We start from the raw sequence: 23,640 nt of genomic DNA, 5'->3' as shown, positions 1-23,640 counted from the left end.
ACGGGCGGCCCGCGTCCGGGCGCGGCTACCGTGCGGACGTGCGTGCCCCCGCCGATCCCCGCGTCACCTGGGACCTCCCCGCGCCCGGCGCGATGCCGCGGACGGCGGACCTCGAGCCGCTGGTCACCCGCGTGCTGGCGCCCAACCCGTCGGGGATGACGCTCGACGGGACCAACACCTACCTCGTCGGCGCGCCGGGCAGCGGCCAGGCCGTCGTCGTCGACCCCGGCCCCGACGACCCGGCCCACCTCGCCGCGGTGGAGGAGGCACTGGCCGCCCGCGACGCGCGCTGCGTCGCCGTGCTGGTCACCCACCACCACGGCGACCACGCCGAGGCCGCGCAGCCGTGGGGCGCCCGCTTCGGGGCCCCGGTGGCCGCCGCCGACGCCGCCGTCGCCGGGCCGCGCGGCCGGGTGCTCGAGCCGGGGGAGCGGCTGGAGCTGGCGGGCACGGCGCTGGGCGTCGTCGCGACGCCGGGGCACACCGCCGACCACCTGGCGTTCCGGCTGGAGTCCGGCGCGGTGCTGGTGGGCGACCACGTCCTCGGGCGCGGCACGTCGGTGGTCACCCACCCGGAGGGCGACGTCGTCGCCTACTTGGAGTCGCTGCGCCGCGTGCACGACCTCGGCCCGAGCGCCCTCTACTGCGGCCACGGTCCCGAGCTGACCGAGGACCCGTCCGCCGTCCTCGACTACTACCTGGCCCACCGCGCGTTCCGGGAGGCGCAGCTGCTGGCGGCGCTGGTCCGCGGGGCCGGCACGGTCGACGCGATGGTGGCCGACGTCTACGCGGAGGTGCCGCAGGCGCTGTGGCCGTACGCCGCCCAGTCGACCCGCGCCACGCTGGCCAAGCTCGCCGCGGAGGGGCACGTGGTGGTGCACGGGAACCGGGTGGAGCTGCCGTGACCGTCCCGGTGGTCCGCGCCGCCGACAGCGAGCGCGACCAGCGGCGGGCCGCCGCGGCGCTGCGCGCGGCCGGGCTCCGGCGCGGCGACCGGCTGCTGGTCTCGGCCGCGTCGTCCCCGGCGCTGCTGGCCGCAGTCCTCGGCGCACTGCGCAGCGGGATCGTCCCCGTCGTCCTCGACCCGGCGCTGCCGGCGGCCGAGCGGGCGGCCCTCGCCGCGGACGCCGACCCCGCCCTCGACCTCGGCGGCGACCCCGGCCGGCTGCTCACCGGCACCGAGGAGGCACCCCTCGCCGACGTGCCGCTGGCCCGGCCGATGCACTACACGTCGGGCACCACCGGACGGCGCAAGGGCGTGTGGTCCGGCGTCCTCGACGACGCCGACGCGAGCGCGCTGGCCGCCGAGGAGATCGCCCTGTGGGGCTTCACCGCGGCCGACCGCCACCTCGTGCTGTCGCCGCTGCACCACTCGGCGCCGCTGCGCTTCGCCGTGCACACGCTGCTGGCCGGCGGCGAGGTGCTGCTGCCCGGCCCGTTCGACGCCGGCCGCGCCGCCGCCACGATCACGAGGGCCGCCCCCACGACGACGTTCTGCGTGCCCACGCACCTGCGCCGGCTGGTGGCCCGCGACGACGTCGACTGGTCGTCCTTCCGCCGCCTGGTGCACGCCGGCGCGCCCTGCCCCGAGCCGCTCAAGCGGGCGGTGCTCGACGCGCTCCCGGCCGGCAGCGTGTGGGAGTTCTACGGGTCCACCGAGGCGCAGTTCACCGTCTGCTCGCCGGAGGACTGGCGGGCGCACCCGGGCAGCGTCGGCCGCGCGCGGCCCGGCCGGCGGCTGGAGACCGACGCGCGCGGGCAGCTGTGGTGCGCGGTGCCGCGGTGGGCGCGCTTCGAGTACTGGCGCGCGCCGGACAAGACCGCGGCCGCCTGGCGCGGCGACCTGGTCACCGTGGGCGACCTCGGCCGGGTCGACGACGACGGCACCGTCTGGCTCGACGGCCGGCGGGAGGACCTGGTGATCTCCGGCGGGGTGAACGTCTACCCGGCCGAGGTCGAGGCGGTCCTCGACGCGCACCCCGGGGTCGTGGAGAGCGCGGTGGTCGGCGTCCCGGACGAGGAGTGGGGCCAGCGGGTGGTCGCCGCCTACGTGGGCAGCGCCGACCCCGCCGAGCTGGGGGCCTGGGCGCGCGAGCGGCTGGCGCCGGCCAAGCGGCCCAAGAGCCTGCACCCGCTCGGCGAGCTGCCCCGCACGTCCACGGGCAAGGTGCGCCGCCTCGACCTGCCGGGGGTCCTCGGGCTGTGACCTCGGAGTGGGACGTCGTCGTGGTGGGTGCCGGGTCGGCCGGCTGCGCGCTGGCCGCCCGTCTCGCCGACGCCGGCCGCTGGGTCCTGCTGCTCGAGGCCGGCACCGACCACGCGCGCCCCGAGGACTTCCCCGCCGACCTGCGCGACGCCGCCGTCCTCGCCGCCACCGTCCCCGGGCACCCGGCGAACTGGGCGTTCACCACCGAGCTGCTCCCGGGCACGACCGCGGCGCTGCCGCGCGGGCGCGTGGTCGGCGGGTCCAGCGCGGTCAACGGCGGCTACTTCGTCCGCGCGACCCCGGCCGACCACGCCGGCTGGGCCGCGGCGGGCAACGACCTGTGGAGCCTGGAGGCGACGCTCCCGGCCTGGCGCCGTCTCGAGGACGACCGGCAGTACGGCGACCGGCCCGGGCACGGCCGCGGCGGGCCGGTGCCGGTCACCCGGCCGGCCGGCTCCTCCCCGCTCACCGAGGCCCTCGCCGCCGCGGCCGCGGAGCTCGGGTTCCCCGACGAGCCGGACAAGAACGCCGGCGGCCCGCCCGGCTACGGGCCGCTGCCCCTCACCGTCGACGGCGGGGTGCGGGTCAACACCGCGATGGCCTACCTCACCCCGCGGCGCGGCTCGCCGTCGCTGACCGTCCGCGGCGGCGTGCGGGTGCGGCGGGTGCTCGTCGAGCACGGCCGCGCCGTGGGCGTGGACACCGACGCCGGGCCGGTGCGCGCCGCCGAGGTGGTGCTGTCGGCCGGCGCCGTCGGCTCGGCGCACCTGCTGCTGCTGTCGGGCATCGGCCCCGCGGCCGACCTGCGCGCGCACGGCCTCGACGTCGTCGCCGACCTGCCGGGCGTGGGCGCCGGCCTGTCGGACCACCCGCTGGTCTACCTGCCCTGGGTGCCGGTGCCCGGGCTGTCCGCGGGGGACTGGCGGCTGCCGCTGCACGGGTCGCTGGACGCGACGTCGTCGGACTCCCCGGTGCCCGGCGACCTCGAGATCCTGCCGTGGCTGCGGCCCTGGGGGCGCGTGGTCCCCGGCGGCGGCGGGGACGAGGGCACGCTGTCGCTGGCCGCCGGGCTGTTCCGCGAGGAGAGCCGCGGGCAGCTGACGCTCGCCTCCGCCGACCCCGCCGCCGCTCCGCGGGTCGCGCACGGCTACCTGGCCACCGCGGCCGACCGGCGGCGGCTGCGCGAGGCCGTCCGGCTGGCGGCGGCGCTGCTGCGCACCCGTGCGCTCGCCCCGCTCGTGGCGGCCAGCCTCGGCCCCGGCGACGACGTCCTCGCCGACGACGCCGCGCTCGATCGCTGGGTCCGCGGCTCCCTGGCGACCGCGCAGCACCTCGCCGGCAGCGCCCGGATGGGCCCCGACGGCGACCCGGGCGCCGTCGTCGACCAGCGCCTGCGGGTCCGCGGGGTCGAGGGCCTGCGGGTGGCCGACACCTCCGTGCTGCCCGAGGTGCCCAGCCGGGGGCCCGCGGCCACCGCGGTGATGGTCGGCGAGCGGGCCGCCGAGCTCCTGACCGGGTGCGACTGACCCCGGTGCGATCGGCGTCACACCACCGATAACGTCCCGGTGCCCGCCCGGCACCGGCGCCGGGCGCCATCGCGCGAGGAGCACCCGTGCCCCAGGTCCAGACCGTCAAGGGCCCCGTCGACACCGCCGAGCTCGGCCAGACGCTCATGCACGAGCACGTCTTCGTGCTGACCGCCGACGTCCAGCAGAACCACCCCGAGGAGTGGGGCAGCGAGGACGACCGCGTCGCCGACGCCGTCCAGAAGCTCTCGAAGCTGGCCGGCGTGGGGGTGCGGACGATCGTCGACCCCACCGTCATCGGGCTCGGTCGCTACATCCCGCGCATCCAGCGCATCGCCGAGCAGGTCGACCTCAACATCGTCGTCGCCACCGGTTGCTACACCTACGACGACGTCCCGTTCTTCTTCCACCACCGCGGCCCGGCGCTCAACGAGGCGCTCGGCGCCGAGGTGCCCGACCCGATGGTCGACATGTTCGTCGGCGACATCACCGACGGCATCGCGGGCACCGGCGTGCGGGCCGGGCTGCTCAAGTGCGCCATCGACCACAAGGGCCTGACGTCGGGCGTGGAGCGGATCATGCGGGCCGTCGCGAAGGCCCACCGCGCCACCGGCACCCCGATCACGGTGCACACGCACCCCGGCAGCCAGCAGGGCCTCGCGGTGAGGAAGGTCTTCGAGGACGAGGGCGTGGACCCGCGGCGGGTCGTCCTCGGTCACAGCGGCGACAGCACCGACGCCGACCACCTCACCGAGCTGGCCGAGGCGGGCTTCGTCCTCGGCATGGACCGCTTCGGGATCAACCTGGACACCACGTTCGAGGCGCGGGCCGACGTCGTCGTCGAGATGTGCCGCCGCGGCTTCGCCGGCCAGATGGTGCTCTCGCAGGACGCCTCCTGCTACATCGACTGGCTGGCACCCGGCGTCATGGACCTGCTGCCCCAGTGGCACTACACGCACATCCACGAGGACGTGCTGCCCTACCTGCGCGAGCACGGGGTCACCGAGGAGCAGATCACCACGATGCTCGTCGACGTCCCGCGCCGGTACTTCGAGGACACCGGGACCTACTGATGGTCACCCACCCCTTCGACGAGAGCGGCGTCGAGCGCGACGCCGCGGGCGTGAAGCACTACACCGACCTGCCCGACTCCGTTGTCGCGATGGTGCGGGCCTCGGTCGACCGGGACCCCGGCGGCGAGGCCGTCGTCGAGGTCGACGGGCCGCGGCTGACCTTCCGGGAGCTGTGGGACCGGGCGGCGCGGGTGGCCGGCGGGCTGCGCGGGGCCGGCGTCGGCCGGGGCGACCGGGTGGCCATCCGGCTCGGCAACGGCGCGGACTGGGTGCTCGGCTTCCTCGGCACGCTGATGGCCGGCGGCGTGGCGGTGCCGGTGAACACCCGCTTCACCGACGCCGAGGCGCGGTACGTCGTCGACGACAGCGGCGCCCGGGTGGTGCTCGAGCCGGGCGCCCCGCTGCCCGACGGCGACCCGTACGCCGAGGAGGGGCTGGCGCTCTCCGACCTCGCGGCGATCTTCTACACCTCGGGGACCACCGGTTTCCCCAAGGGCGCGATGACCAGCCACGAGAACTTCCTGACCAACACCGAGAACGCCCGGCGGGTGGTCGGGCTCGGCCGCGACGACCCGACGCTGCGCAACCTGATCAGCGTGCCCCTGTTCCACGTCACCGGCTGCAACAGCCAGCTGCTGCCCGCGCTGCAGAGCGGCGCGGCGGCGGTGGTGATGCCGGCGTTCGAGGTGGGCCGGTTCCTGCAGGTGATCCCGGAGGAGCGGATCGCGGTGGTCACCTCGGTGCCGGCGGTGTTCTGGCTGGCGGTCAACCAGCCGGCCTTCGCCGACGTCGACGTCAGCGCCGTCCGCTTCGTCACCTACGGCGGGGCGCCGATCGCGCCGGAGCTGGTGGCGCGGATCAAGGAGGCGTTCCCGTCGGCGCAGGTGGGCAACGGCTTCGGGCTGTCGGAGACGTCGTCGATCTCGACGTTCCTGCCGCACGAGTACGCCGGCACCCACGCGGACTCGGTCGGCTTCCCCGCCCCCGTGGTCGACCTGCGGCTCGAGGGCGTCGACCCCGCGACCGGCGTCGGCGAGCTGCTCATCCGCGGCGCCAACGTGGTGCAGGGCTACTGGAACAAGCCGGAGGCGACCGCGCAGGCGTTCACCGACGGCTGGCTGCACTCCGGCGACCTGGCCCGGATCGACGACGACGGCTTCACCTACGTCGTCGACCGCGCGAAGGACATGATCAACCGCGGCGGCGAGAACGTGTACTGCGTCGAGGTGGAGAACGCGCTGGCGGCCGCGCCCGGCGTCTTCGAGATCGCCGTCGTCGGGGTGCCCGACCCGGTGATGGGGGAGAAGGTGGGCGCCGTCGTGGTGCCGGTGCCGGGCACGACCCTCGACGTCGAGGCGTTCATGGCCCACGCCCGGGCGCACCTGGCCGACTTCAAGGTGCCGCAGTTCGTGTCGGTGCGCTCGGCGGTGCTGCCGCGCAACCCCGGCGGCAAGGTGCTCAAGCCGGTGCTGCGCGCGGAGTCGGAGTGGGAGCCGGTGAGCCGGCGGGGGTGACGGGTCGTCCCGGCGGCGCGCCGTCGCAGCCGCCGGGACGCCGGACCAGGGGCCCGGTCAGCGGACCGGGCGGATCTCCGACGTCGTCGTGCTGGTCAGCGGCGACCAGGCGTCGGGGTGCGGGCGACCGGCGTCGGCCACCCAGCCGGGGGACCGCTCGCCGGTGCGGGCGGCCGTGCCGCTCAGGGTGCCGGCACCGCGGGGAGCGGGCCGGGAGCTCAGGGCGACGATCAGGGCGAGCAGCAGCATCAGCCCGGCGAGGACCCCGCCGGTGACCAGGAGCGTCGTGAGCACTCACTGAAAGTATGCGGCGGACCGCTCCGTGTCACAGGCAAGGAACGACGGACATCTCGGCCGACACCGGCAGGTCCTGCCGAGGAACACACCGGGCGTGCGCCCTCCCGTGCGGCGGGTAGGGGGCGGGCATGGCGGACCTCGCGACGCTGGCCGGGCGACTGGCCGCGGTACCCCTCGGCGCCCTGGCCCGGCGGCGCGACGTCAAGCCGATGCACCCGCGCGGCGCCGTCCTCTCCGCCGTCGTGGAGCGGACCGGCGTGCCCGGCGACTGGGGCGTCCACTGGCTGGCGGAGCCCGCCCGCGAGGGCGCCGTCGTCCGGCTGTCCCGCGGCGCGGGGCTGCCCGCCCCGCTGCCGGACCTGCTCGGCCTGGCCGTCCGGCTGCCCGACGGCGACCGGCCGGTGGACCTGCTGCTGTCCACCACCGGCGGCGGTCGCTGGACCCGGCTCCTGCCGGTGCCGCGGGTCGACGCCGCGGTGCCCTACTCGTCGATCATGGGCTACCGCTCGGCGGCCGGGACGCTGCGGCTGGCGGCCGTGCCGGACCGCCCGCGGCGCCTGCCCTCGGACCCCGGGCCGGTCGCGGCCGCGGCACCCGGGACGGCGTTCCGGCTGCTCGTCGCCCGCGGGGCGGGGCAGTGGGTGCCCTTCGGCCGGCTGGTGCTCGGGGACCCGGCGTCCGACCTCGACCCCGACCTGCGGTTCGACGCCGTCCGCAACCCGCCGCCGGGCCTGCTCGCCGACGGGCCGCTGGCGCGGTTCCGGGCGCCGGCGTACGCCGCGGCGCAGGAGGGACGGGCCTCCATCGGGTGAGGCGGTCGATCGGGTGATTCCGCACACGGTTGTGCGGCACGATCCTGGGGTATCGGAACTCACCGGAGTTCATCGAGGAGCACCGCCCCTGCTGTCGCGTGCTCGACCGCAGGAGGAGTGCGCCCACCGAGTGATGCACGCCCTACCGCCGTCGGCGTCCCCGGCGCGGATCCGGATCGCGACGGTGCCGCACGCCGACCCGTACGTCGACGCCGTGCTGCCCGCCTCCGCGGTGCGGGTCGGTCCACGGCACGATCCCAGCCCGTGGCTGGACCCCGCCTACCTCACCGCGCACGCCGGGCTGGTCGACGTCGTCCACGTGCACGCCGGCTACGGGCACCTGCCCGAGGACGAGGTGGTCAGCTGGACCGAGGCGGTGCGCCGCACCGGTGTGCCGCTGGTCGTCACCGTCCACCAGTTGCGCGACCCCGCCCAGCCGTCCCGGCACCGGCACGACGCCCACCTGGCCGCGCTGCTGGCCACCGCCGAGGTCGTCCTGACGCTGACCCCCGGCGCGGCCGACGAGATCGCGGAGCGCTTCGGGCGGACCGCGATCGTCGTCGCGCACCCGTCGGTGGCCCGCCCCGACCCGGACACCGGCGCCGAGCGGGGGCTGGTGGGCCTGTCGCTCGGCACCCCGGGGACGGCGCTGCCCGAGCCCGCGGCCATGGTGCGCGCGGCGCTGTCGGGGGCAGTGTCCGGCGGCGGGCGGCTGCGGGTCTTCGTCGAGCCGGAGCAGGAGCTGCCGGGCGGGCCGGAGCTGGCCCGCGCCGAGGGGCTCGAGGTGGTGACCCGGGACCCGGCGCGCTGGGCCACGCAACTGCAGGAGCTGCACGTGGCCGTGCTGCCCGAGCGCTGCGGCACCCACTCGCGCGACCTCGAGGTGTGCCGCGACGTCGGCACACGGGTCGTGGCGCCCAGCTGTGGCTGGTTCGCCGACCAGTGGTCCGACGTCGTCGTCTACGGCCACGACGAGGAGCGCGGGTTCGACCCGGTGTCGCTCGGGGTGGCGGTCGGCGCGGCGCTGGCGCGGCCGATGCCGCGGCCGGCCGATCGCGCCTGGCGCGACGGGCAGCGCGCGGCGGTGCAGGCCGTGCACGAGCAGGTCTACGACCAGGTGGTGGCCGACCGCGTCGTCCGCGTCTGAGGCGCGCGGGCCAGCTCCACGACCCACAGCCCCGGCAGGACCTCGCGCTCGGCGGCGTCGCGGAACCCCGCCTGCGCGTAGAGCCGGCGGGCCGGGGTGTTGTCGCGGCCGGTGGCGACGGTGACCGGGCGCTCCCCGGCGAGGTCGAGGACCGCGGCGACCAGCGCGCGGCCGGTGCCGCGGCGGGCGTACGCCGGGTCGACGACGAGGCGGTCGACGTCGATGCCCGCGTCGGTGGGGCGCCAGCCCAGGGCGCCGAGGACCGTCGTGCCCTCGCGGGCGACGAGCCAGGACAGGCCGGCCGAGGTCAGCCGGGCGAGGTCCTCGTGCAGGGCGGGGATGCGGTCGTCGCCGATCAGCCGCGCCTCGACGGCGTAGGCGGCGTGCTGGACCTCGAGCAGACGGGCGGCGAGCGCCGGGTCAAGGGCCGGGTCGCGGGCCTCGACGACCACCGGGCTCCGTCCGGACAGGAACTGTGTGGGCAGGGGCGGGGTCGAACCGCCGACCTCTCGCTTTTCAGGCGAGCGCTCGTACCGACTGAGCTACCTGCCCCTCCCGGTGACTCGCACCGGAGAGCGACCCTGACGGGACTCGAACCCGCGACCTCCGCCGTGACAGGGCGGCGCGCTAACCAACTGCGCTACAGGGCCTTGCTGTGTACTGCGTGCCCCCAACGGGGTTCGAACCCGTGCTACCGCCTTGAAAGGGCGGCGTCCTGGACCGCTAGACGATGGGGGCTCGTTCTTGCCGGGGGCAGGGAGAACGATACATGGCCTCCGCGGCGTCTCCGACACCACCCTCCCCCGGGGTGTGGCGGACCCCCGCCCGCGGGCGACACGGACGCGTGGTCCCGGGCGCCGGGCCGGCCGGCTGTCACGATCGCCGGGTGTCGCGCCGTGCCCTCGTCCCCGTGTCCGCCCTGCTCGCCGTGGCGGTGCTGCTGACCGGCTGCGCGGAGGAGGGTCGGTCGTCGGCGGGCTCGTCGTCGTCCGCGACGTCGTCCGGCCCCGCCGCGGGGACCAGCGCGTCCGACAGCCCCGCGACCGGCAGTCCGTCCACCGATGGCGAGGGCACCGACACCGACTCCGACGCCGGCACCGCCACGCCGTCGTTCCCGGCCGACACGCAGCCCGACACCTCCGAGGCCTCGGCCGACGCGTCGGTCACCGTCACCGACATCCGCACCGGCCGGCACGACGGCTTCGACCGGGTCGTGCTCGAGGTCGGCGGTAGCGGCACGCCGGGCTGGGACGTGCGCTACGTCGACGTCGCGAGCTCGCAGGGCAGCGGGGACGAGGTCGCCGTCGCCGGCGACGCCGTCCTGCAGGTGACGGTCACCGGCGCCGGCTACCCGTACGCGACCGGCGTCGAGGAGTGGTCCGGTCCGGACCCGCTCCCGGGTCAGGGCACGGAGAACGTCACCGAGGTCGTCTTCGACGCGACCTTCGAGGGGACGACGGTCGCCTTCGTCGGCACCCGCTCCCAGGCGCCGTTCCGGGTCTACGCGCTGCAGGACCCGGCCCGCGTGGTCGTCGAGGTGGCCGACCCGTCCTAGTTCAGGCTGGCGGTGAGCTCGACGGAGTCGCCGCTCACGGCGGTGCACTCCAGCGACAGCGGGCCGGCCGCCACGGTCTCGCCCTCGCCGCAGGACACGCTGGCCCCGCCGACGGTGATCGACGCCCGGCCGTCCTGCACGCCGCCGAGCGTCACCGTGGTGCCCAGGACGTCGACCTCGCTGCCCTGGCCGTCCAGGGTGATCGTGCAGGACGACCCCGAGCACGAGAGGTTGTTCGAGGTGAACGAGCAGCCCGCGACGGGGGCGAGGACGAGCGCCCCGGCGAGGAGACCGGCGGCCAGGCGGGGAGTCGTTGCCATGGCGCGAGCGTAGGGCGGACGGCTCAGTCCGTCGGGGAGGCGGGCGTGCCGTCGCCGTCCCCGCCGCCGGCACCGTCCTCCGCCCCGTCGGTGACCTCCTCCGGCACGACGGTGCGCACGATCGTCGCCTCGGTCTCGCCCAGGCCCCCGAGGGTGATGTCGTCGTAGGCCACGAGCGCCCCGGTGCCGGGGTCGACGTAGAGGACAGTGCAGGTCAGCGGCTCGGGGTACTCGCCCTGCAGCCCGCGCAGGCCCGCGCCGCCGGTCGAGCCCTGCACCATGAGCAGGGTCCCGTCCTCGAGGGTCTCGACCTCGCGGTCGTGCGTGTGCCCGGCCAGCACCAGCGGGACGACGCCGTCCAGAGGCGGGGCCTGCTTCGGGTCGTGGACCATCGCGATCGCCGGCGGGTCGGGCTGCTCCTCGGCGAGCTCGGCGAGGTCCTCGCCGGTCTGCTCGAGGGACTCGGTGTCTCCCGTGGCGTCCTGGTCGGGGGTGAAGCGGGGGTCGCGCGCGCCGACCACGGTGAGGCCCGCGACCGTCGTCGCGGAGTCGTCCAGCACGGTGGCGTTGGGCTGCGCGGCGACCAGCCCGGCGGTGACGGCGGAGTCGTGGTTGCCGCGGACGTACACGTACGGGACGCCGAGCGCCCCGATGGAGCCGATGAGCTGGTTCTCCGGCTCGCTGCCCCAGTCGGTGATGTCGCCGGTGTCGAGCACCGCGTCGACGTCGAACTGGTCGGCGACCTGCGCCACCAGGTCGAAGCCCGCCGGGTTGAGGTGCAGGTCGGAGACGTGCAGCAGCGCGACGGTGTCGGTGGGGCCGCCGGGGGCCGGGAGCGCCGACAGTGCCGAGTACAGCGTGCCGACGTTGGCGACGAGCTCCTCCAGCGACTCCCGGTAGGCGCTGAACCGGGCCACGATGTCCTCGGCGCTGCCGATCAGGCTGGTCGCGTTGACCAGCAGGCCGGTGTAGGTGGGCTGCGACAGCGCCTCCGGCCGCCAGGTGGCCGCGCCGAGGCCGGCCGTGCCCGCGATCAGGACGACGGAGACGCCGGCGGCGACGAGCGGCTCCCGCCACCGGCGGTAGGTCACGAGCGAGGCGAGGACGGCGCCGCCCACGCCGGCGGCGCCCGTCGTCCAGGCGAGCCGGACGACGGCGTCCTGCAGGTCGGCGCTGACGCGGTCGACCAGGCCGTCGAGGCGGGCCGGGTCGCTGACCAGCTCCTGGATCCGGGTCTCGTCGACGCGGCGCAGCTGGACGTCGAGCTGCAGGGGGCCGTCGTAGGCGTCGACCTCCAGCGCGCCCAGCGGCGGGACCTCGACGGTCGCGCCCCCACCAGTGGGGGTGAAGGCCAGGCCGGCGTCGAAGGGCCCGATCGGCGCCTCGACGCGGCCGAGCAGCAGGATGCCGATGAGCGCACCGGCGGCGGCGACCAGCACCCGCACCGCCCAGCGTCCGGCGACCCGGCGGCGGCGGGCCCAGGGCCCGGGAGCCGGGGGCGGGGGCTCGCTCATCCCGCCGAGGCTAGCGACGGCCGGCGTCCTGGCTCACCGTGCTGCGTCCTGGCTCACCGTCGGGGGTGAGCCAGGACGCAGCACGATCAGGTGACCTGATCGTCCGGGGACGTCAGGCGGCGACGAGCTTCGCCGACACCTCGGCGAGGCGGCGGCCCTGGTAGCGCGCGGCGGCCAGCTCGGCGTCGGTGACGGTGGCCGACTTGCCGCCCGAGGCGTTCGAGACGCCGTAGGGGTTGCCGCCGGCCTCGAACAGCAGCGGGTCGGTGTAGCCGGGCGGCACGATGACCGCGCCGAAGTGCGAGAAGACGTTGAAGAACGTGAGGATCGTCGTCTCGTTGCCGCCGTGGACGTTCTGCGCGCTGGTGAACGCGGTCGCGCCCTTGTTGGCGAGCTTGCCGGTGAACCACAGGCCGCCGAGGGTGTCGATGAACTGCTTCATCTGCGCGGCGGGCGTGCCGAAGCGGGTCGGGCTGCCGAGGGCGTACCCGTCGGCCCACTCGAGGTCGGCCGGGGTGGCCTCCGGGACCTCGTCCGCGGTGGCGTCGACGTGCGCGCGCCACAGCGGATTGGAGTCGATGGCCTCCTCGGGGGCGAGCTCGGGCACCCGGCGCAGGCGCACCTCGGCACCGGCCTCCTGGGCGCCCTCGGCCACGGCGGCGGCCAGCTGGTGCACGTTCCCGGTGGACGAGTAGTAGATGACGGCGATCTTCGCCACGGTTCCCCTCGGCTCTCGTGTCGCTGGTGATCATGTGGTTGCACGTTCAACCACTGGGTCGCAGTGTGCTCGCCAGACGCGTGCGCCAAACACGTGGGGTGGATCGGGAGGCTCAGGCCGGGTGCGGCCGGAACGCCCACCGCAGGGCGAGGAAGCGCATGGTGCCGATGGTGGCGGTGACCAGGGCGATGACGGCCAGCTCGGCTATGACGGCGGGGTCGGTGACCGTGGCGCTGAACCAGCTCAGCGCCAGGCTCGTGGCGATCATCCCGGCGACAGCCAGCGCGCCGCCCTCCCACTGCGCGGTGAACCAGCTGACGCGCTCGCCGGCGTGGAAGGTCAGCCGCCGGTGCATCTCGTTGGCCAGCATCGACGACAGCGCCGACCCGATGACGTTGGCCTGCACCCCACCGAGGTCGTGCAGCAGCCAGAACAGCAGCGCGTAGACGGCGCTGGAGAACCCGCCGACCATGACGAACCGGGCGAACTGGCCCAGGGCGCGGTCGGAGCGCGCGAGGGTGACCGCGCTCCCGGCGAGCTCGGAGACCAGGTCGACGACCGCGACCGGGCGGCTCAACAGGGAGGGGCAGGTCACGGCGTCCCTCCTCGGTCGTCCCGGCGTCGTACGAGTGCAGTCTCCAGCCTCCTCCTGACACTTCCCGCTGGCTATCGAGTAGATGCCTGTCGGTCGCCCCTCCGGGTGTGCGTCCGCTCACTCCCCGCGGTCCCAGGCCGTTGCCAGCCGCCGTCCAGGGACGTACGTCACGGTGGCGGCATGAGGTCGCTGCTGTCCGCCGCCCTGGCCGCCACGCTGGCCCTCGTCGCCGTCCTGACCCTGCTGCCCGCCGGGGACGGCAGCTGGGCGTGGGGGTCGCCCGCCGTCGAGGCGCACTGGTACCTCTCCGGCCTCGACTCCCGCGCCACCGTCCTGCAGCTGCTGGGCAACCTCTTGCTGCTGACGCCGGTCGCCGCGCTCGCCGTCGTCCGCTTCCCCGCGCTGCGCTCCCCGGCGCTGCTCGCGGTCGCGGCCGGTGCCGCCGGCGCCGCGATCGAGGTCCTGCAGTGGCTGCTGCCGCTGGGCCGGGTCGTGTCGCCCCTGGACGCGCTGCTCAACGCGACCGGTGCGCTCGCCGTCGGCCTGGTGGTCGCCGCGCTGGTCAGCCCCGGTGCCGCGCGGACGGGGAGCGGCTTCGCGGCGGCCCGCCGGGGGTAGGGGCCGCGCATGAGCCTGATGGGTTTCCTCGACCGGATCGCGGACGTGAGCACCTTCGACAAGGCCATCGAGCCGGCCCGCAAGGCGGTCCAGACGGTGCTCAAGCCCGGGATGGTCAAGGACGTGCTGCACGGGACCTGGCTGGGCCACCCGCTGCACCCGGTGCTCGTGCAGGTGCCCGTCGGCAGCTGGACCTCCGCCGGCCTGCTCGACGCCGTCCCCCCGCTGCGGCCGGCGGCCACCGTGCTCATCGCCACCGGGGTCGCGGTCTCGGTGCCCGCCGCGATGTCCGGCGCGGCCGACTGGTCGGAACAGGAGATCGGCGTCCGCCGGCTCGGGGCGCTGCACGCGGTGTCCAACGTGGCCGCGCTCGGGCTCTACGTCGGCTCGCTCGTCGCCCGTGCGAAGGGCCGCGGCACGCTCGGCCGGGTGCTGTCCTACGCCGGGCTGGGCGTCGCCACCGGCTCGGCGGCGATCGGCGGGCACATGTCCTACGCGCAGTCCTCGGGCGCCTCGCACGCGGCGACGGCGGCCCGCGCACTGACCAGCGACTGGATCGACCTCGGGCCGCTCGACGACCTGCCCGAGGGTCGACCGGCGCTGCGCACCGGCGACGGGAGCGGGGTGTCCGTGCCGCTGGCCGCCGTCCGCCGAGGCGGGCGCGTCGACGTCTTCGTCGGCGCCTGCTCCCACCTGGCCGGGCCGCTGTACGAGGGCAGTGTCGAGGAGGTGCGGGGGCACGCCTGCCTGGTCTGCCCGTGGCACGACTCGGCGTTCGACCTGGACGACGGGGAGCCGCGGCGCGGTCCGGCCGCCAACCCGCAGGAGAAGCTCGAGGTGCGGATGGAGGCCGGCCGGGTGATGGCGCGCCTGCCCGCCCGCCACCAGTAGTCCTACGCTCGCCGCATGCGGCGGACGGCGACCCTGCTCGCCGTCCTGCTGTGCGCCGCGTGCGGGTCGGCGGAGTCGTCGGCGTCCGCGCCGTCGTCCATCCCTGCGTCGTCGTCCGCGCCTGCTCCGGCGGTCCCGGCGGTGCCCGGCATCGAGGCCGAGGCGGTGCAGCTGCGCACCGACGAGGCGGTCGGCGGGCAGGTGCAGGTGCGCGTCACCGACACCGGGACCGAGCCGTTCACCGTCACCTCCGTCGCGATCGACTCGCCCGGCTTCGCCCCGCTGCCCGACCGTGCGGTGTCCGCGGCGTTTGAGCCAGGCCGCACGATCGACCTGCCCGCCTCCTACGGCGAGGCGGTGTGCGACCGGGCCGCCGAGCCCGCGGCGGCGAGGCTGACCGTCGTCCGGCCCGACGGGCGCGCCGAGGCGCTGCGGGTGCCGCTGGCCGCCGAGGTGCTGGGGCGCATCCACGGGGAGCGGTGCGCGGTGCGGGCGGTGCTCGCCGTCGCGGACGTGACCGTCGGCAGCCTGGCCGCGGACGGCGACGCCGTGACCGGGACCCTCACGCTCACCCGCGCCGACGGCGACGACCGGCCGGTGACCGTGACCCGGCTGCAGGGCAACGTCCTGTACGACGCCGTCGCCACCACCGACCTGCCGCGGACGCTGGAGGCGGGGGAGTCGACGCTCGAGGTCCTCCTCGAGTTCACGATGGCCCGCTGCGATCCCCACGCGCTCGCCGAGACCAAGCAGCCCTACCTGTTCCTGCTGGGCCTGCAGGTGGGGGACGACGACGAGGTGCCCGCGGACCTGCCGCTGGACCAGGCCCAGCGCGACGAGCTCGCGGCCCTGGTGGACCGCGCCTGCGCCTGAGACGGGCTCGCCCCGACATGGGACCGGCCCGGCCGTCCGGGGGGAACGGACAGCCGGGCCGGGGTCTGGCGCGCGGCACCGCGGCCGCACTGGTGATGACCGTAGGTAGTGGCAGTCAGTGCCACAGTCCCCTGATCGGGTGCAGCTCCCCGACCGGGTGGCGTCCTCTCGTGACGCGCGGTTGCCGGGAGAGTGCGGCGGGCAATCCGGACGGGTGTTCCTCTTCTTCTCCAACCGGCTGGGCTGCCTGGGCTCCCTGCTCGTGTCGGCGGTCCTGACCCTCGTCGTGCTGCTGGTCCTCGACGTGCTGTGACCGATCCGGGCGACGAGGAGGTCCTGACCGCCCTCGCCGGCGCCCCGGATGCCGACCGCGCCCGGCTGCGGGCGGCGGTCGCGGCGGTGGAGGAGGCCGACGGCCCGCTCGCGGAGGGGCGCGGCGGGGAGCGCGGAGCCGACGGCGCCGTCCCCGTGTTCGACCATAGGCACTGGGACGGCAGGAGCCGGCTCCCTTCGGCTACCGCCCGGGCGAGCCGTCGTCGACGACGATGACCAGCCGGCAGCCGGGGCACTGCTGGACGGCCGGGAGGTCGGGCCAGCGCAGGTCGTCGAGGGGGCGGAGGTCGGCCGCGTCGACGACCTCGCACAGCGACGAGCCATCGCCGTCGATCGCGTGGACGGTGCCTCCGTCGGGCGGGGCGCCGTGCAGGGTCCCGGCGCGCAGGGCGCAGCTGCCGACGGCGTCCACCGCGGGGGGTGGCGAACCGGCTCGCAGCCGGACGGTGAACCCCTCGGCATCGGTGATCAGGTCGACCTCCACCTCTCGGAGCTGGTGGCTGAGCCACAAGCCGAGCCCGGCACCCGACGCACTCTCAGGAACCGGGACGAGGCCGGTCAGGGGATCGGGGGGGCCGGGGCCGGTGTCGTGCACGCGCACGACGACCCGGTTCGGCGCCGTCCAGACCCTGACCCCGACGGGTGGGTGGCCGTACGACTGCGCGTTGATCACGGCCTCGGACAAGGCGAACACGAACTCGTCGAGGGTGGCGGTGTCGAGGCACCCTCGCGCGGCCTCCGCGACACGGCGCCTCGTCCGCTTCAGCGAGGCGTCGCCCAGGCACACGCTCGGGGGGGTCGCCTCCAGCGGATCGGCGGTCGAGGGGAGGCCGACGAACTCGGCGACGTCCTGGTAGTGCGGGCTGGCGGTGGCGGCGCCGTCGGGAGTGACGAGCCGGCGGTGTGTGCGGACCACGACGTCGCGGACGTCGTCATGCGTGGTCGTGGCGTCGTACAGGCACCGGCTCCACACCGGGTATGCCTGCCAGACGGCGTTCACGGCGGACTCGTACCGGTCCCAGCCGGCGAAGCGCCCGCCGTTGCCCTCGTGCGGGACGTCGCCGGCGATGCGGATCTGCTCGGCGCCGGCCGCCACGTGCCGTTCGAACTGCTGCCGGTACGCCTCGATGGCGCGCGCCGGTGAGGCGTACAGGCTCGTGTCAGTGATGAAGGTGACCCGCTCCGGGCAGCGCAGCGTCGCCCGGAGGAGGTCGCACTTGCGCTCGTCGTAGCCGATGATCACCGGCTCACCGGCGGCGAGACCCTCGGTCACGAACGGCTGGATCAGGGCCAGGAACTCCGCATCCGAGTGGTAGAACCCGGCTTCGTGGAAGTTCCCGGTGGCGCCGCGCGCCGGCCCGGTCCTCATGTGTCCGGTCCTTCCTCTGCGTGCCGCAGGCAGGACGCGGCGAGCAGGTCCGACAGTCGGGCCGCGAGCGGCGGTGCTGAGCGCAGTGACAACGCCACCCCCTGCTCCCAGGCGTGGGCGCTGAGCGTCCGCAGCAGTCGGTGGTCGACGTACTCGACGTCGGCCAGGTCGATGACGACGGTCCCGTCCTCGGCTCCGGCCCGGATGCGGGTCAGGAGCCGCCGGAGAACCGTGACGCTGGTCGGGTCGTACTGCCCTCCGAGGCCGATGGCGCCGTCCGCGCAGCCGAAGAGGGTGAAGCCCGTTCCTCCCGCCGAGCCGGTGGCGTGCAGCGACGCCAGCTCGCTCACGGTCTCGTGCCCCAGGTCGAGCCGGTAGCCGCACAGCGCTGAGAGCGCATGGCCGGCCATGTACCGGTCGGCCAGGAACTCGTACCGGACCAGCGCGTCCAGGTGCGCGGGTGAGCGGACCAGCTCCGAGGCGTCCGCGCCGACCCGCAGCCCGTGGAACCCGTCGGCCAGGGCCTGCTCGGTCGCGGCCGCGTAGAGGCCGACCACCCGGTCGCAGTCGATGGGGTGGGCGTCTCCGTACACGTCCTGGAGCGACAGGATCCGGACCGACCCGTCGGCCAGCCGCCGATCGAGGTCGGGCAACTCGGCCAGGTCCGCCCGCGACCCTTCCGCGCCACCGAGGCCTGCGTAGGCCACTCGGCAACCGGCGCGCAGTCCGGCGGCGAGGAAGGCGGTCAGACGGCGGCGGAACTCCCCGACGTCGTCGTACAGGCAGCACACATGGCCCCGTGGACGACGACTCGCGGCGGAACCGGCGCGACCGTTCGGGCGCACGTGCCCCTGGTACCCAGGTTCCGGGCGCCCACCCCGCGTTCCGGGAGAATGCTGGACCTCCGGCGAGGGTCGGGACCGGGCGTCCTCGGCGGTAGCCTCTGACCGGGCTGCGACGCCTCCGGATCACTCGTGCGATCTCTCACGCGTTGTCTGGAGGGTTCTCTGCACCCATCGGGCCTCTAGCTCAACTGGCAGAGCAGCGGACTTTTAATCCGCGGGTTGTGGGTTCGATCCCCACGGGGCCCACCGTGCCGACCAGCAGACGCGTCTGGCCCTGGGACCGGGCTCCGCTCTCGCGCCTCGCCGTGTGGTGCCCGACCTCACCCCGCAGCGCGAGGTCGGGCACCACGCGGTGCGGTCCGGTCCGGGCGGACGAGCCGCCGCGAGACCGGCGGACGCGACCACCGATGACTCCGGCCCGCCGGCGCGGTCGATCCTGACGTGGCGGTGATCGAGGACGTCCGGTCGCTGGGCGCCGAGTTGGAACGCTCGTACCCGGTGTACGTCCGCGACCGGTTGACGTTCCGCGTCGGGCAGCTCGTCTACGTGGCGTTCTCCCTGGACGAGCGCGTGATGGGCTTCGCGTTCCCCAAGGAGGAGCGGGCGGCCCTCGTGCAGGGCGAGCCGCACCGGTTCCACCTGCCGGCGGCGTCGGACATGCGCTTCCACTGGGTGCACGCCGATCTGGCTGCTCTCGACCCGACCGAGGCCCGCGAGCTCGTCGTCGACGCCTGGCGGATGGTCGTCCCCGCGAAGCTCGCCCGCGCCTACGACGCCTCGCATCCCGCCGGCCCGGGCTGAGACAGGCCGCGGGTCCCGGCCCGCACGACGGCGTCTCTACGCTGCCCACTCGTGCCGCTGTTCTCCTTCGAAGGCCGATCGCCGCAGGTCCACCCCGAGGCGTGGGTGGCGCCGACGGCCACGCTGGTCGGCGACGTCGTCGTCGAGGCCGGCGCGTCCATCTGGTACGGCGCGGTGCTGCGCGCCGACTTCGGCCGGATCGTCGTCCGGGCCGGCGCCAACGTGCAGGACAACTCCGTGCTGCACGGCGGCGAGGACCCGGTCACCGAGGTCGGGCCCGGCGCCACCATCGGGCACGTCTGCGTGGTCCACGGGGCGGTGATCGGCGCCGAGGCGCTGGTCGGGAACGGGGCGACCGTGCAGGACGGCGCCCGGATCGGCCGCCGGGCCCTCGTCGGCGCCGGCAGTCTCGTGCCGCCGGGCATGGAGGTGCCCGACGAGGTGCTCGCGGTCGGCGCCCCGGCCCGCGTGCGCGGGCCGCTGTCGGAGGGCGCCGCGGTGTGGGTCGACGGCAACCCCTCGATCTACCAGGAGCTCGCCCGCCGGCACGCGGCCGGCGTGCAGCGCCTGGACTGACCGCCGCCCGGGCGGAGCGTGGGCTCAGTCCGTCGGGAGGCAGGCCCACACGTGCTTGCGGTCGCCGCAGACCTCCCAGCCGCGCGCGGTGGTCAGGTGCGCGACCAGGTGCAATCCCATGCCGCCGAGGGCGGGGTCGCGGCCCACGGCGGGTTCGGGCCCACGCTCGGGATCGCCGTCGCTGACGTCGATCAGCACCCCCTCGGCCGTCCGGGCGGCGTGCACGCGCACCGGCCGGCCGCCGTGCCGGAGACCGTTCGCGGCCAGTTCGTCGACCGCGAGCAGCAGCCCGTCGAGGAGGTCGTCGTCCGCCTCCGGCGCGTTGGCGGGCAGCCAGGACCGCAGGCGGGAGCGGATCGTCCGCAGCTGCCTGGGGTCGGTGATCTCGGCCTCGTAGGGAGGCCCCGTCGTCACGGGACGAGCCCGTCGCGGCCAGCTGTCGCGTTGCATGTGCTCGTCTCGGGTCGGCGTCGTCCGCCCAGGGGTGCCCACGTCGCGGCGGCGCCAACCGGACGCCTGACGGCGGTCGTCCGGGAGGCACCCTGACAGGTGGGCGGCGTCTCGTTCGTCGACACCTGTCGATTGACTGTCGATAGATGCTGCGCGAGAGTCGATGCATGTCACGCGTGCACCGAGTGGTGTTCCCCCTCCGCGTCCTGCTCGTGGTGGTGTTCGCGGCGCTGGCCGCCGCCGAGGTATGGGCCGTACCGGGCCTGGTCCCCGACATCGCCGAGCCGTCCACCGAGCAGGTGGCCGTGCAGTGGGTGATGCACGCGGTCCTGGTGCTGGCGCTGGGCTGCGTGCAGGTGGTCATCGTCTGCACCTGGCAGCTGCTCACCCTGGTCACGACCGACCGGATCTTCAGCGCGAGCGCCCTGCCGTGGGTCAACGCGATCGTGTCGGCGATGGCCGGCGGCTGGCTGGTGCTCCTGGGCGCCTTCGTCTGCTCGTACTACTTCGTCATCGACGAGGTCAGCGACGACCCGGTCCTCCCCGGGCTGCTGCTCGTCCTGCTGCTGGTCGGCGCGGTGGCCGGGCTGCTCATGGTCGTCATGCGGGCGCTGCTGCGGCAGGCCACCGCCCTGCGCACCGACATGGAAGCGGTCATCTGATGCCGATCGTCGTGCGCATCGACGTCGAGCTGGCCCGCCGCAAGATGAGCGTCGGCGAGTTCGCCGAGCGGGTCGGCCTCACGCCGGCCAACGTGGCGGTGCTCAAGAACGGCCGCGCCAAGGCGGTCCGCTTCAGCACCCTGGAGGCGATGTGCCGGGTGCTCGGCTGCCAGCCCGGTGACCTGCTGGAGTACGTCGAGGACGACGTCGACGCGCCGCACGCCGCGCGCCGGTGACCCGCACCGCGGACGCCGACGTCCTGGTCGTGGGCGCCGGGCTGGCCGGCCTGTCCACGGCCACCCTGCTCGCCCGGCGCGGCCACGACGTGCTGCTGGCCGACCGCCGGCAGCGCCTGGACGGCGCGATCCGCACCACCGGGATCTTCGTCCGCAAGACCCTCGACGACTTCGCCCTGCCGCCGGGGTGCCTCGGGCCGCCGATCCGGCGCGTGGTCCTCTACCCACCGGACCTGCGCCGCCCGGTGGTCCTCGACAGCGACCGGGACGAGTACCGCGTCGGCGACATGGGGCCGCTCTACCTGGCCGCGGCCCGCGAGGCCGCCGACGTCGGCGTGCGGATCGTCCTCGGCACCCGCTACGCCGGCCGGGCCGACGGCGCCTCGCTGCTCACCGGCCCGGACGGCGCCACGCGGGTGCGGGCGCGGTTCGTCGTCGGTGCCGACGGCGCCCGCTCCGCCGTCGCCCGCGACCTCGGGCTGGACCGCAACACCGCCCTGCTGGTGGGCGCCGAGGAGGTCTCCGCCGTCGGCCCGGGGGAGGGGCCCCCGACGTTCCACTGCGTCCTCGACCCCTCCCTCGCCCCCGGCTACCTGGCCTGGGTGGTCGACGACGGCCGGCACACCCACGTCGGCGTCGCCGGCTACGCCGCCCGCTACCCCGACGGGATGCGCGCGGCGCTGCGGCGGTTCGCCGCCTCGGCGCCGGGGCTGCGCGGGGCGGACCGTGCCGGGGAGGTCGAGCGGCGCGGCGGCCCCATCCCGGTCGGCGGCCTGCTGCGGCGGATCAGCTGCCCCGGCGGGCTCCTGGTCGGGGACGCGGCGGGCGCCGTCTCGCCGCTCACCGCGGGCGGCCTCGACCCGTGCCTGCGGCTCTCGCGGCACGCCGCCGACGTCCTCGACGACGCCCTGCGCACCGGACGCCCCGACGCGCTGCGGCACCACGACGGCGCCGCGCTGCGCCGGCAGTTCCGGGGCCGCCTGCTGCTGCGCCGCGGGCTGGCGCAGGTGCGCACCCCCGCCATGGCCACGGCGGCCTTCGCGCTGCTGCGCACGCCGGCCGGGCGGGCCGCCGCCCGCAGCGTGCTGTTCGGCGACCGGTCCTTCCCCGACCCGTGACCCGGGCGGGCGACCCCTCCGGGCTCCGGGAGCGGTCGCTTGGTTTCCTGGTACCCGCACGCGGACAGCCACCGGGGGCCGGCCGCCGGAGGCCGCGAGGAGGGGACGGATGGACCCGACGAGCGAGCTCCTGGGCGGCCGCTACCGCCTGGAGTCCGTCCTCGCCAGCGGCGGCATGGGCCGCGTCTGGCGGGCGACCGACACGCTGCTGCAGCGCCAGGTCGCGGTGAAGGTCCTGCGCAGCGAGTACACCGGCGACCCCTCGTTCCTGCAGCGGTTCCGCGCCGAGGCGCGGCACGCGGCGCTGCTCAACGACCCCCACATCGCCGCGGTGCACGACTACGGCGAGACCGTCGGCCCGGGCGGCGAGCCACTGGCCTACCTCGTCATGGAGCTCGTGGCGGGGGAGTCGCTGTCGGACCTGCTGACCCGTGTCGGCCGGCTGGACGTGCCGGCCACGCTCGGCATCCTGCGGCAGACCGCGTCGGCGCTGGCCGCCGCGCACGCCGCCGGGGTGGTCCACCGTGACGTCAAACCGGGCAACGTGCTGGTCGCGCCGGACGGCGTCGTGAAGATCACCGACTTCGGGATCGCCTGGTCGGCCTCCAGCGTGCCGCTGACCGGGACCGGCCAGGTGATCGGCACCGCGCAGTACCTCTCCCCGGAGCAGGCGAAGGGCGCCAAGGCCTCGCCCGCCAGCGACGTCTACGCCCTCGGCGTCGTCGCCTACCAGTGCCTGAGCGGCCGGCTGCCGCTGGACCGGGAGACCCCGGTCCAGGTGCTCCTCGCGCAGATCCACGACGATCCGCCGCCGCTGCCGCCGGACGTGCCGGCCGACGTCCGCGGGCTCGTGGAGCGGGCGATGGTCAAGGACCCGGCCGTCCGCTTCCCCGACGGCGCGGCGCTGCGGGACGCCGTCGACGAGGTCCTCCGGAACCGGTCGGCGGCCCCGGACACCCGGCACGACACCCTCGTCCTCCCCGCGCCCGCGCCGGCGTCCACCACGGTCCTGCCCGCGCCCGGGTCCGCCCCGGCACCCGAGGCGTCCCGGCCCCGGCGCCGCGGAGCCGTCCTCGCCGGGCTGCTCGCCCTGCTCGCCCTCGCCGTGGTCGGCGGAGTGCTCGCGCTGACCGCCGGGGACCCGGAGGACACGGCGGCGTCCCCGACGACGACGTCCTCGAGCCCGGTTCCGTCCTCCGCCGCGACTCCGCCCCCGACCTCGTCGGCCCCCACACCGACCGGACCGGTGCCGGTGGACGTGGTGGCGGCCGACCTGGTGGGGCGCCCGCTGCCCGACGTCCAGGCCGCGCTCACCGCGCTGGGCCTGGTGGTGCAGCCGCAGCCGGTCCCCACGGGCGAGGTGCCCGACGGGCAGGTGACCGCGGTGGCCCCCGAGGGGCCGGTGCTGCCGGGCCAGACGGTGACCGTCACCTACGCGGTCGCACCCCCGCCCGCGCCCCCGGCCGAGGACGACGACGGCGGGAACGACGACGGCGGCGGGAACGGCAACGGCAACGGGAACGGCGGCAACGGGAACGGGAACGGGCGCGGCAACGGGCGCGGCGGCGACGACTGACCGCACGCCGGAGGC

At 75.8% G+C, this 23,640-nt stretch carries 26 protein-coding genes and 4 tRNA genes; 18 read left to right on the top strand and 12 right to left on the bottom strand.

Annotation, left to right across the window (positions count from 1 at the left end):
• Positions 1 to 38 precede the first annotated feature (38 nt).
• The 5 genes from FN207_RS02125 to FN207_RS02105 all read left to right on the top strand — a co-directional run bounded on the left by FN207_RS02125 (position 39) and on the right by FN207_RS02105 (position 6,319).
• The gene (locus FN207_RS02125) at positions 39 to 905 is read left to right on the top strand and encodes an MBL fold metallo-hydrolase (protein WP_142456695.1); all 867 of its coding nucleotides are present in this window, start codon (positions 39 to 41) and stop codon (positions 903 to 905) included.
• The gene (locus tag FN207_RS02120) at positions 902 to 2,206 is read left to right on the top strand and encodes a class I adenylate-forming enzyme family protein (protein WP_142456694.1); all 1,305 of its coding nucleotides are present in this window, start codon (positions 902 to 904) and stop codon (positions 2,204 to 2,206) included. Before FN207_RS02125 ends, FN207_RS02120 begins: the two co-directional genes overlap by 4 nt.
• On the top strand, positions 2,203 to 3,732 hold the full coding sequence (gene mftG, locus FN207_RS02115) for a mycofactocin dehydrogenase MftG (RefSeq protein WP_142456693.1): 1,530 nt from the start codon (positions 2,203 to 2,205) through the stop codon (positions 3,730 to 3,732). The genes FN207_RS02120 and mftG overlap by 4 nt, the downstream gene beginning before the upstream one ends.
• An 86-nt stretch (positions 3,733 to 3,818) precedes the next feature.
• Positions 3,819 to 4,805: a phosphotriesterase family protein gene (locus FN207_RS02110; protein WP_142456692.1), complete on the top strand. Its 987-nt coding sequence runs from the start codon at positions 3,819 to 3,821 to the stop codon at positions 4,803 to 4,805.
• Positions 4,805 to 6,319, top strand: a complete 1,515-nt coding sequence (locus FN207_RS02105; RefSeq protein ID WP_142456691.1) for a class I adenylate-forming enzyme family protein — start codon at positions 4,805 to 4,807, stop codon at positions 6,317 to 6,319. The genes FN207_RS02110 and FN207_RS02105 overlap by 1 nt, the downstream gene beginning before the upstream one ends.
• A 57-nt stretch (positions 6,320 to 6,376) precedes the next feature.
• Here the strand turns inward: FN207_RS02105 and FN207_RS02100 are convergent, their stop codons facing one another.
• Positions 6,377 to 6,613 (bottom strand): hypothetical protein, encoded by a 237-nt coding sequence (locus FN207_RS02100; RefSeq protein ID WP_142456690.1) that lies wholly within the window; start codon positions 6,611 to 6,613, stop codon positions 6,377 to 6,379.
• A 131-nt stretch (positions 6,614 to 6,744) separates the two neighbouring features.
• On the opposite strand from FN207_RS02100, the gene FN207_RS02095 reads away from it, so the two are divergent.
• Both FN207_RS02095 and FN207_RS02090 read left to right on the top strand, forming a co-directional pair.
• Positions 6,745 to 7,428: a phosphodiesterase gene (locus FN207_RS02095; RefSeq protein ID WP_142456689.1), complete on the top strand. Its 684-nt coding sequence runs from the start codon at positions 6,745 to 6,747 to the stop codon at positions 7,426 to 7,428.
• 133 nt (positions 7,429 to 7,561) lie between these two features.
• Complete coding sequence (locus tag FN207_RS02090; protein WP_142456688.1) at positions 7,562 to 8,575, top strand: hypothetical protein; 1,014 nt, start codon at positions 7,562 to 7,564, stop codon at positions 8,573 to 8,575.
• Here FN207_RS02090 and FN207_RS02085 read toward each other — a convergent pair.
• From FN207_RS02085 to FN207_RS02070, 4 genes are all read right to left on the bottom strand, one after another.
• A complete protein-coding gene (locus FN207_RS02085) occupies positions 8,536 to 9,027 on the bottom strand; it encodes a GNAT family N-acetyltransferase (protein ID WP_142456687.1) in 492 nt (163 codons plus the stop codon). The genes FN207_RS02090 and FN207_RS02085 overlap by 40 nt on opposite strands.
• 26 nt (positions 9,028 to 9,053) lie before the next feature.
• A tRNA-Phe gene (locus FN207_RS02080) sits at positions 9,054 to 9,127 on the bottom strand.
• Between the two features lie 24 nt (positions 9,128 to 9,151).
• Positions 9,152 to 9,225: transfer RNA gene (locus FN207_RS02075), tRNA-Asp, on the bottom strand.
• Positions 9,226 to 9,240: 15 nt separating this feature from the next.
• A tRNA-Glu gene (locus tag FN207_RS02070) sits at positions 9,241 to 9,313 on the bottom strand.
• A 172-nt stretch (positions 9,314 to 9,485) separates the two neighbouring features.
• Here FN207_RS02070 and FN207_RS02065 point away from each other — a divergent pair.
• Entirely contained in the window at positions 9,486 to 10,130 is a 645-nt protein-coding gene (locus FN207_RS02065) for an AMIN-like domain-containing (lipo)protein (protein WP_221887992.1), read from the top strand.
• Here the strand turns inward: FN207_RS02065 and FN207_RS02060 are convergent.
• From FN207_RS02060 to FN207_RS02045, 4 genes are all read right to left on the bottom strand, one after another.
• Positions 10,127 to 10,450: a hypothetical protein gene (locus FN207_RS02060; protein WP_142456685.1), complete on the bottom strand. Its 324-nt coding sequence runs from the start codon at positions 10,448 to 10,450 to the stop codon at positions 10,127 to 10,129. The two genes, FN207_RS02065 and FN207_RS02060, sit on opposite strands and share 4 nt — an antisense overlap.
• Before the next feature lie 23 nt (positions 10,451 to 10,473).
• The gene (locus FN207_RS02055; RefSeq protein WP_142456684.1) at positions 10,474 to 11,964 is read right to left on the bottom strand and encodes a metallophosphoesterase; all 1,491 of its coding nucleotides are present in this window, start codon (positions 11,962 to 11,964) and stop codon (positions 10,474 to 10,476) included.
• 112 nt (positions 11,965 to 12,076) lie between these two features.
• Positions 12,077 to 12,682, bottom strand: a complete 606-nt coding sequence (gene wrbA / locus FN207_RS02050) for an NAD(P)H:quinone oxidoreductase (protein ID WP_221887991.1) — start codon at positions 12,680 to 12,682, stop codon at positions 12,077 to 12,079.
• Positions 12,683 to 12,794: 112 nt separating this feature from the next.
• A complete protein-coding gene (locus FN207_RS02045; protein ID WP_246065686.1) occupies positions 12,795 to 13,277 on the bottom strand; it encodes a GtrA family protein in 483 nt (160 codons plus the stop codon).
• Between the two features lie 180 nt (positions 13,278 to 13,457).
• Between FN207_RS02045 and FN207_RS02040 the strand changes: the two genes are divergently transcribed.
• The 3 genes from FN207_RS02040 to FN207_RS02030 are packed head-to-tail and all read left to right on the top strand — an operon-like array spanning position 13,458 to position 15,659.
• On the top strand, positions 13,458 to 13,895 hold the full coding sequence (locus FN207_RS02040; protein WP_142456683.1) for a VanZ family protein: 438 nt from the start codon (positions 13,458 to 13,460) through the stop codon (positions 13,893 to 13,895).
• Positions 13,896 to 13,904: 9 nt separating this feature from the next.
• Entirely contained in the window at positions 13,905 to 14,786 is an 882-nt protein-coding gene (locus FN207_RS02035; RefSeq protein WP_142456682.1) for a Rieske (2Fe-2S) protein, read from the top strand.
• Positions 14,787 to 14,801: 15 nt separating this feature from the next.
• Positions 14,802 to 15,659: a hypothetical protein gene (locus FN207_RS02030; RefSeq protein ID WP_142456681.1), complete on the top strand. Its 858-nt coding sequence runs from the start codon at positions 14,802 to 14,804 to the stop codon at positions 15,657 to 15,659.
• A 514-nt stretch (positions 15,660 to 16,173) separates the two neighbouring features.
• Here FN207_RS02030 and FN207_RS02025 read toward each other — a convergent pair.
• Complete coding sequence (locus FN207_RS02025) at positions 16,174 to 17,361, bottom strand: sensor histidine kinase (RefSeq protein WP_142456680.1); 1,188 nt, start codon at positions 17,359 to 17,361, stop codon at positions 16,174 to 16,176.
• Complete coding sequence (locus FN207_RS02020) at positions 17,358 to 18,152, bottom strand: MEDS domain-containing protein (protein WP_185938106.1); 795 nt, start codon at positions 18,150 to 18,152, stop codon at positions 17,358 to 17,360. Before FN207_RS02020 ends, FN207_RS02025 begins: the two co-directional genes overlap by 4 nt.
• 227 nt (positions 18,153 to 18,379) lie before the next feature.
• On the opposite strand from FN207_RS02020, the gene FN207_RS02015 reads away from it, so the two are divergent.
• The 3 genes from FN207_RS02015 (at position 18,380) to FN207_RS02005 (ending at position 19,583) form a co-directional block, all read left to right on the top strand.
• Positions 18,380 to 18,452, top strand: a tRNA-Lys gene (locus FN207_RS02015).
• A gap of 201 nt (positions 18,453 to 18,653) precedes the next feature.
• Positions 18,654 to 19,007, top strand: a complete 354-nt coding sequence (locus FN207_RS02010) for an MmcQ/YjbR family DNA-binding protein (RefSeq protein WP_221887990.1) — start codon at positions 18,654 to 18,656, stop codon at positions 19,005 to 19,007.
• 51 nt (positions 19,008 to 19,058) lie between these two features.
• On the top strand, positions 19,059 to 19,583 hold the full coding sequence (locus FN207_RS02005) for a gamma carbonic anhydrase family protein (RefSeq protein WP_142456677.1): 525 nt from the start codon (positions 19,059 to 19,061) through the stop codon (positions 19,581 to 19,583).
• A gap of 24 nt (positions 19,584 to 19,607) precedes the next feature.
• Here the strand turns inward: FN207_RS02005 and FN207_RS02000 are convergent, their stop codons facing one another.
• Positions 19,608 to 19,997 (bottom strand): ATP-binding protein, encoded by a 390-nt coding sequence (locus tag FN207_RS02000; RefSeq protein WP_185938105.1) that lies wholly within the window; start codon positions 19,995 to 19,997, stop codon positions 19,608 to 19,610.
• Positions 19,998 to 20,200: 203 nt separating this feature from the next.
• Here FN207_RS02000 and FN207_RS01995 point away from each other — a divergent pair, with 203 nt between their 5' ends.
• The 4 genes from FN207_RS01995 to FN207_RS01980 all read left to right on the top strand — a co-directional run bounded on the left by FN207_RS01995 (position 20,201) and on the right by FN207_RS01980 (position 23,625).
• Entirely contained in the window at positions 20,201 to 20,695 is a 495-nt protein-coding gene (locus FN207_RS01995) for a DUF2975 domain-containing protein (RefSeq protein WP_142456675.1), read from the top strand.
• Positions 20,695 to 20,931, top strand: a complete 237-nt coding sequence (locus FN207_RS01990) for a helix-turn-helix domain-containing protein (RefSeq protein WP_110910079.1) — start codon at positions 20,695 to 20,697, stop codon at positions 20,929 to 20,931. Before FN207_RS01995 ends, FN207_RS01990 begins: the two co-directional genes overlap by 1 nt.
• A complete protein-coding gene (locus FN207_RS01985) occupies positions 20,928 to 22,049 on the top strand; it encodes an NAD(P)/FAD-dependent oxidoreductase (RefSeq protein ID WP_142456674.1) in 1,122 nt (373 codons plus the stop codon). Before FN207_RS01990 ends, FN207_RS01985 begins: the two co-directional genes overlap by 4 nt.
• Before the next feature lie 109 nt (positions 22,050 to 22,158).
• On the top strand, positions 22,159 to 23,625 hold the full coding sequence (locus FN207_RS01980) for a serine/threonine-protein kinase (RefSeq protein WP_142456673.1): 1,467 nt from the start codon (positions 22,159 to 22,161) through the stop codon (positions 23,623 to 23,625).
• Positions 23,626 to 23,640: the final 15 nt, after the last annotated feature.

The organism is Geodermatophilus aquaeductus, assembly GCF_900182545.1.
Taxonomy (GTDB): domain Bacteria; phylum Actinomycetota; class Actinomycetes; order Mycobacteriales; family Geodermatophilaceae; genus Geodermatophilus; species Geodermatophilus aquaeductus.
Note: the sequence above shows the minus strand (reverse complement) of the source record. Positions and strands in the feature narration are given on the sequence as shown.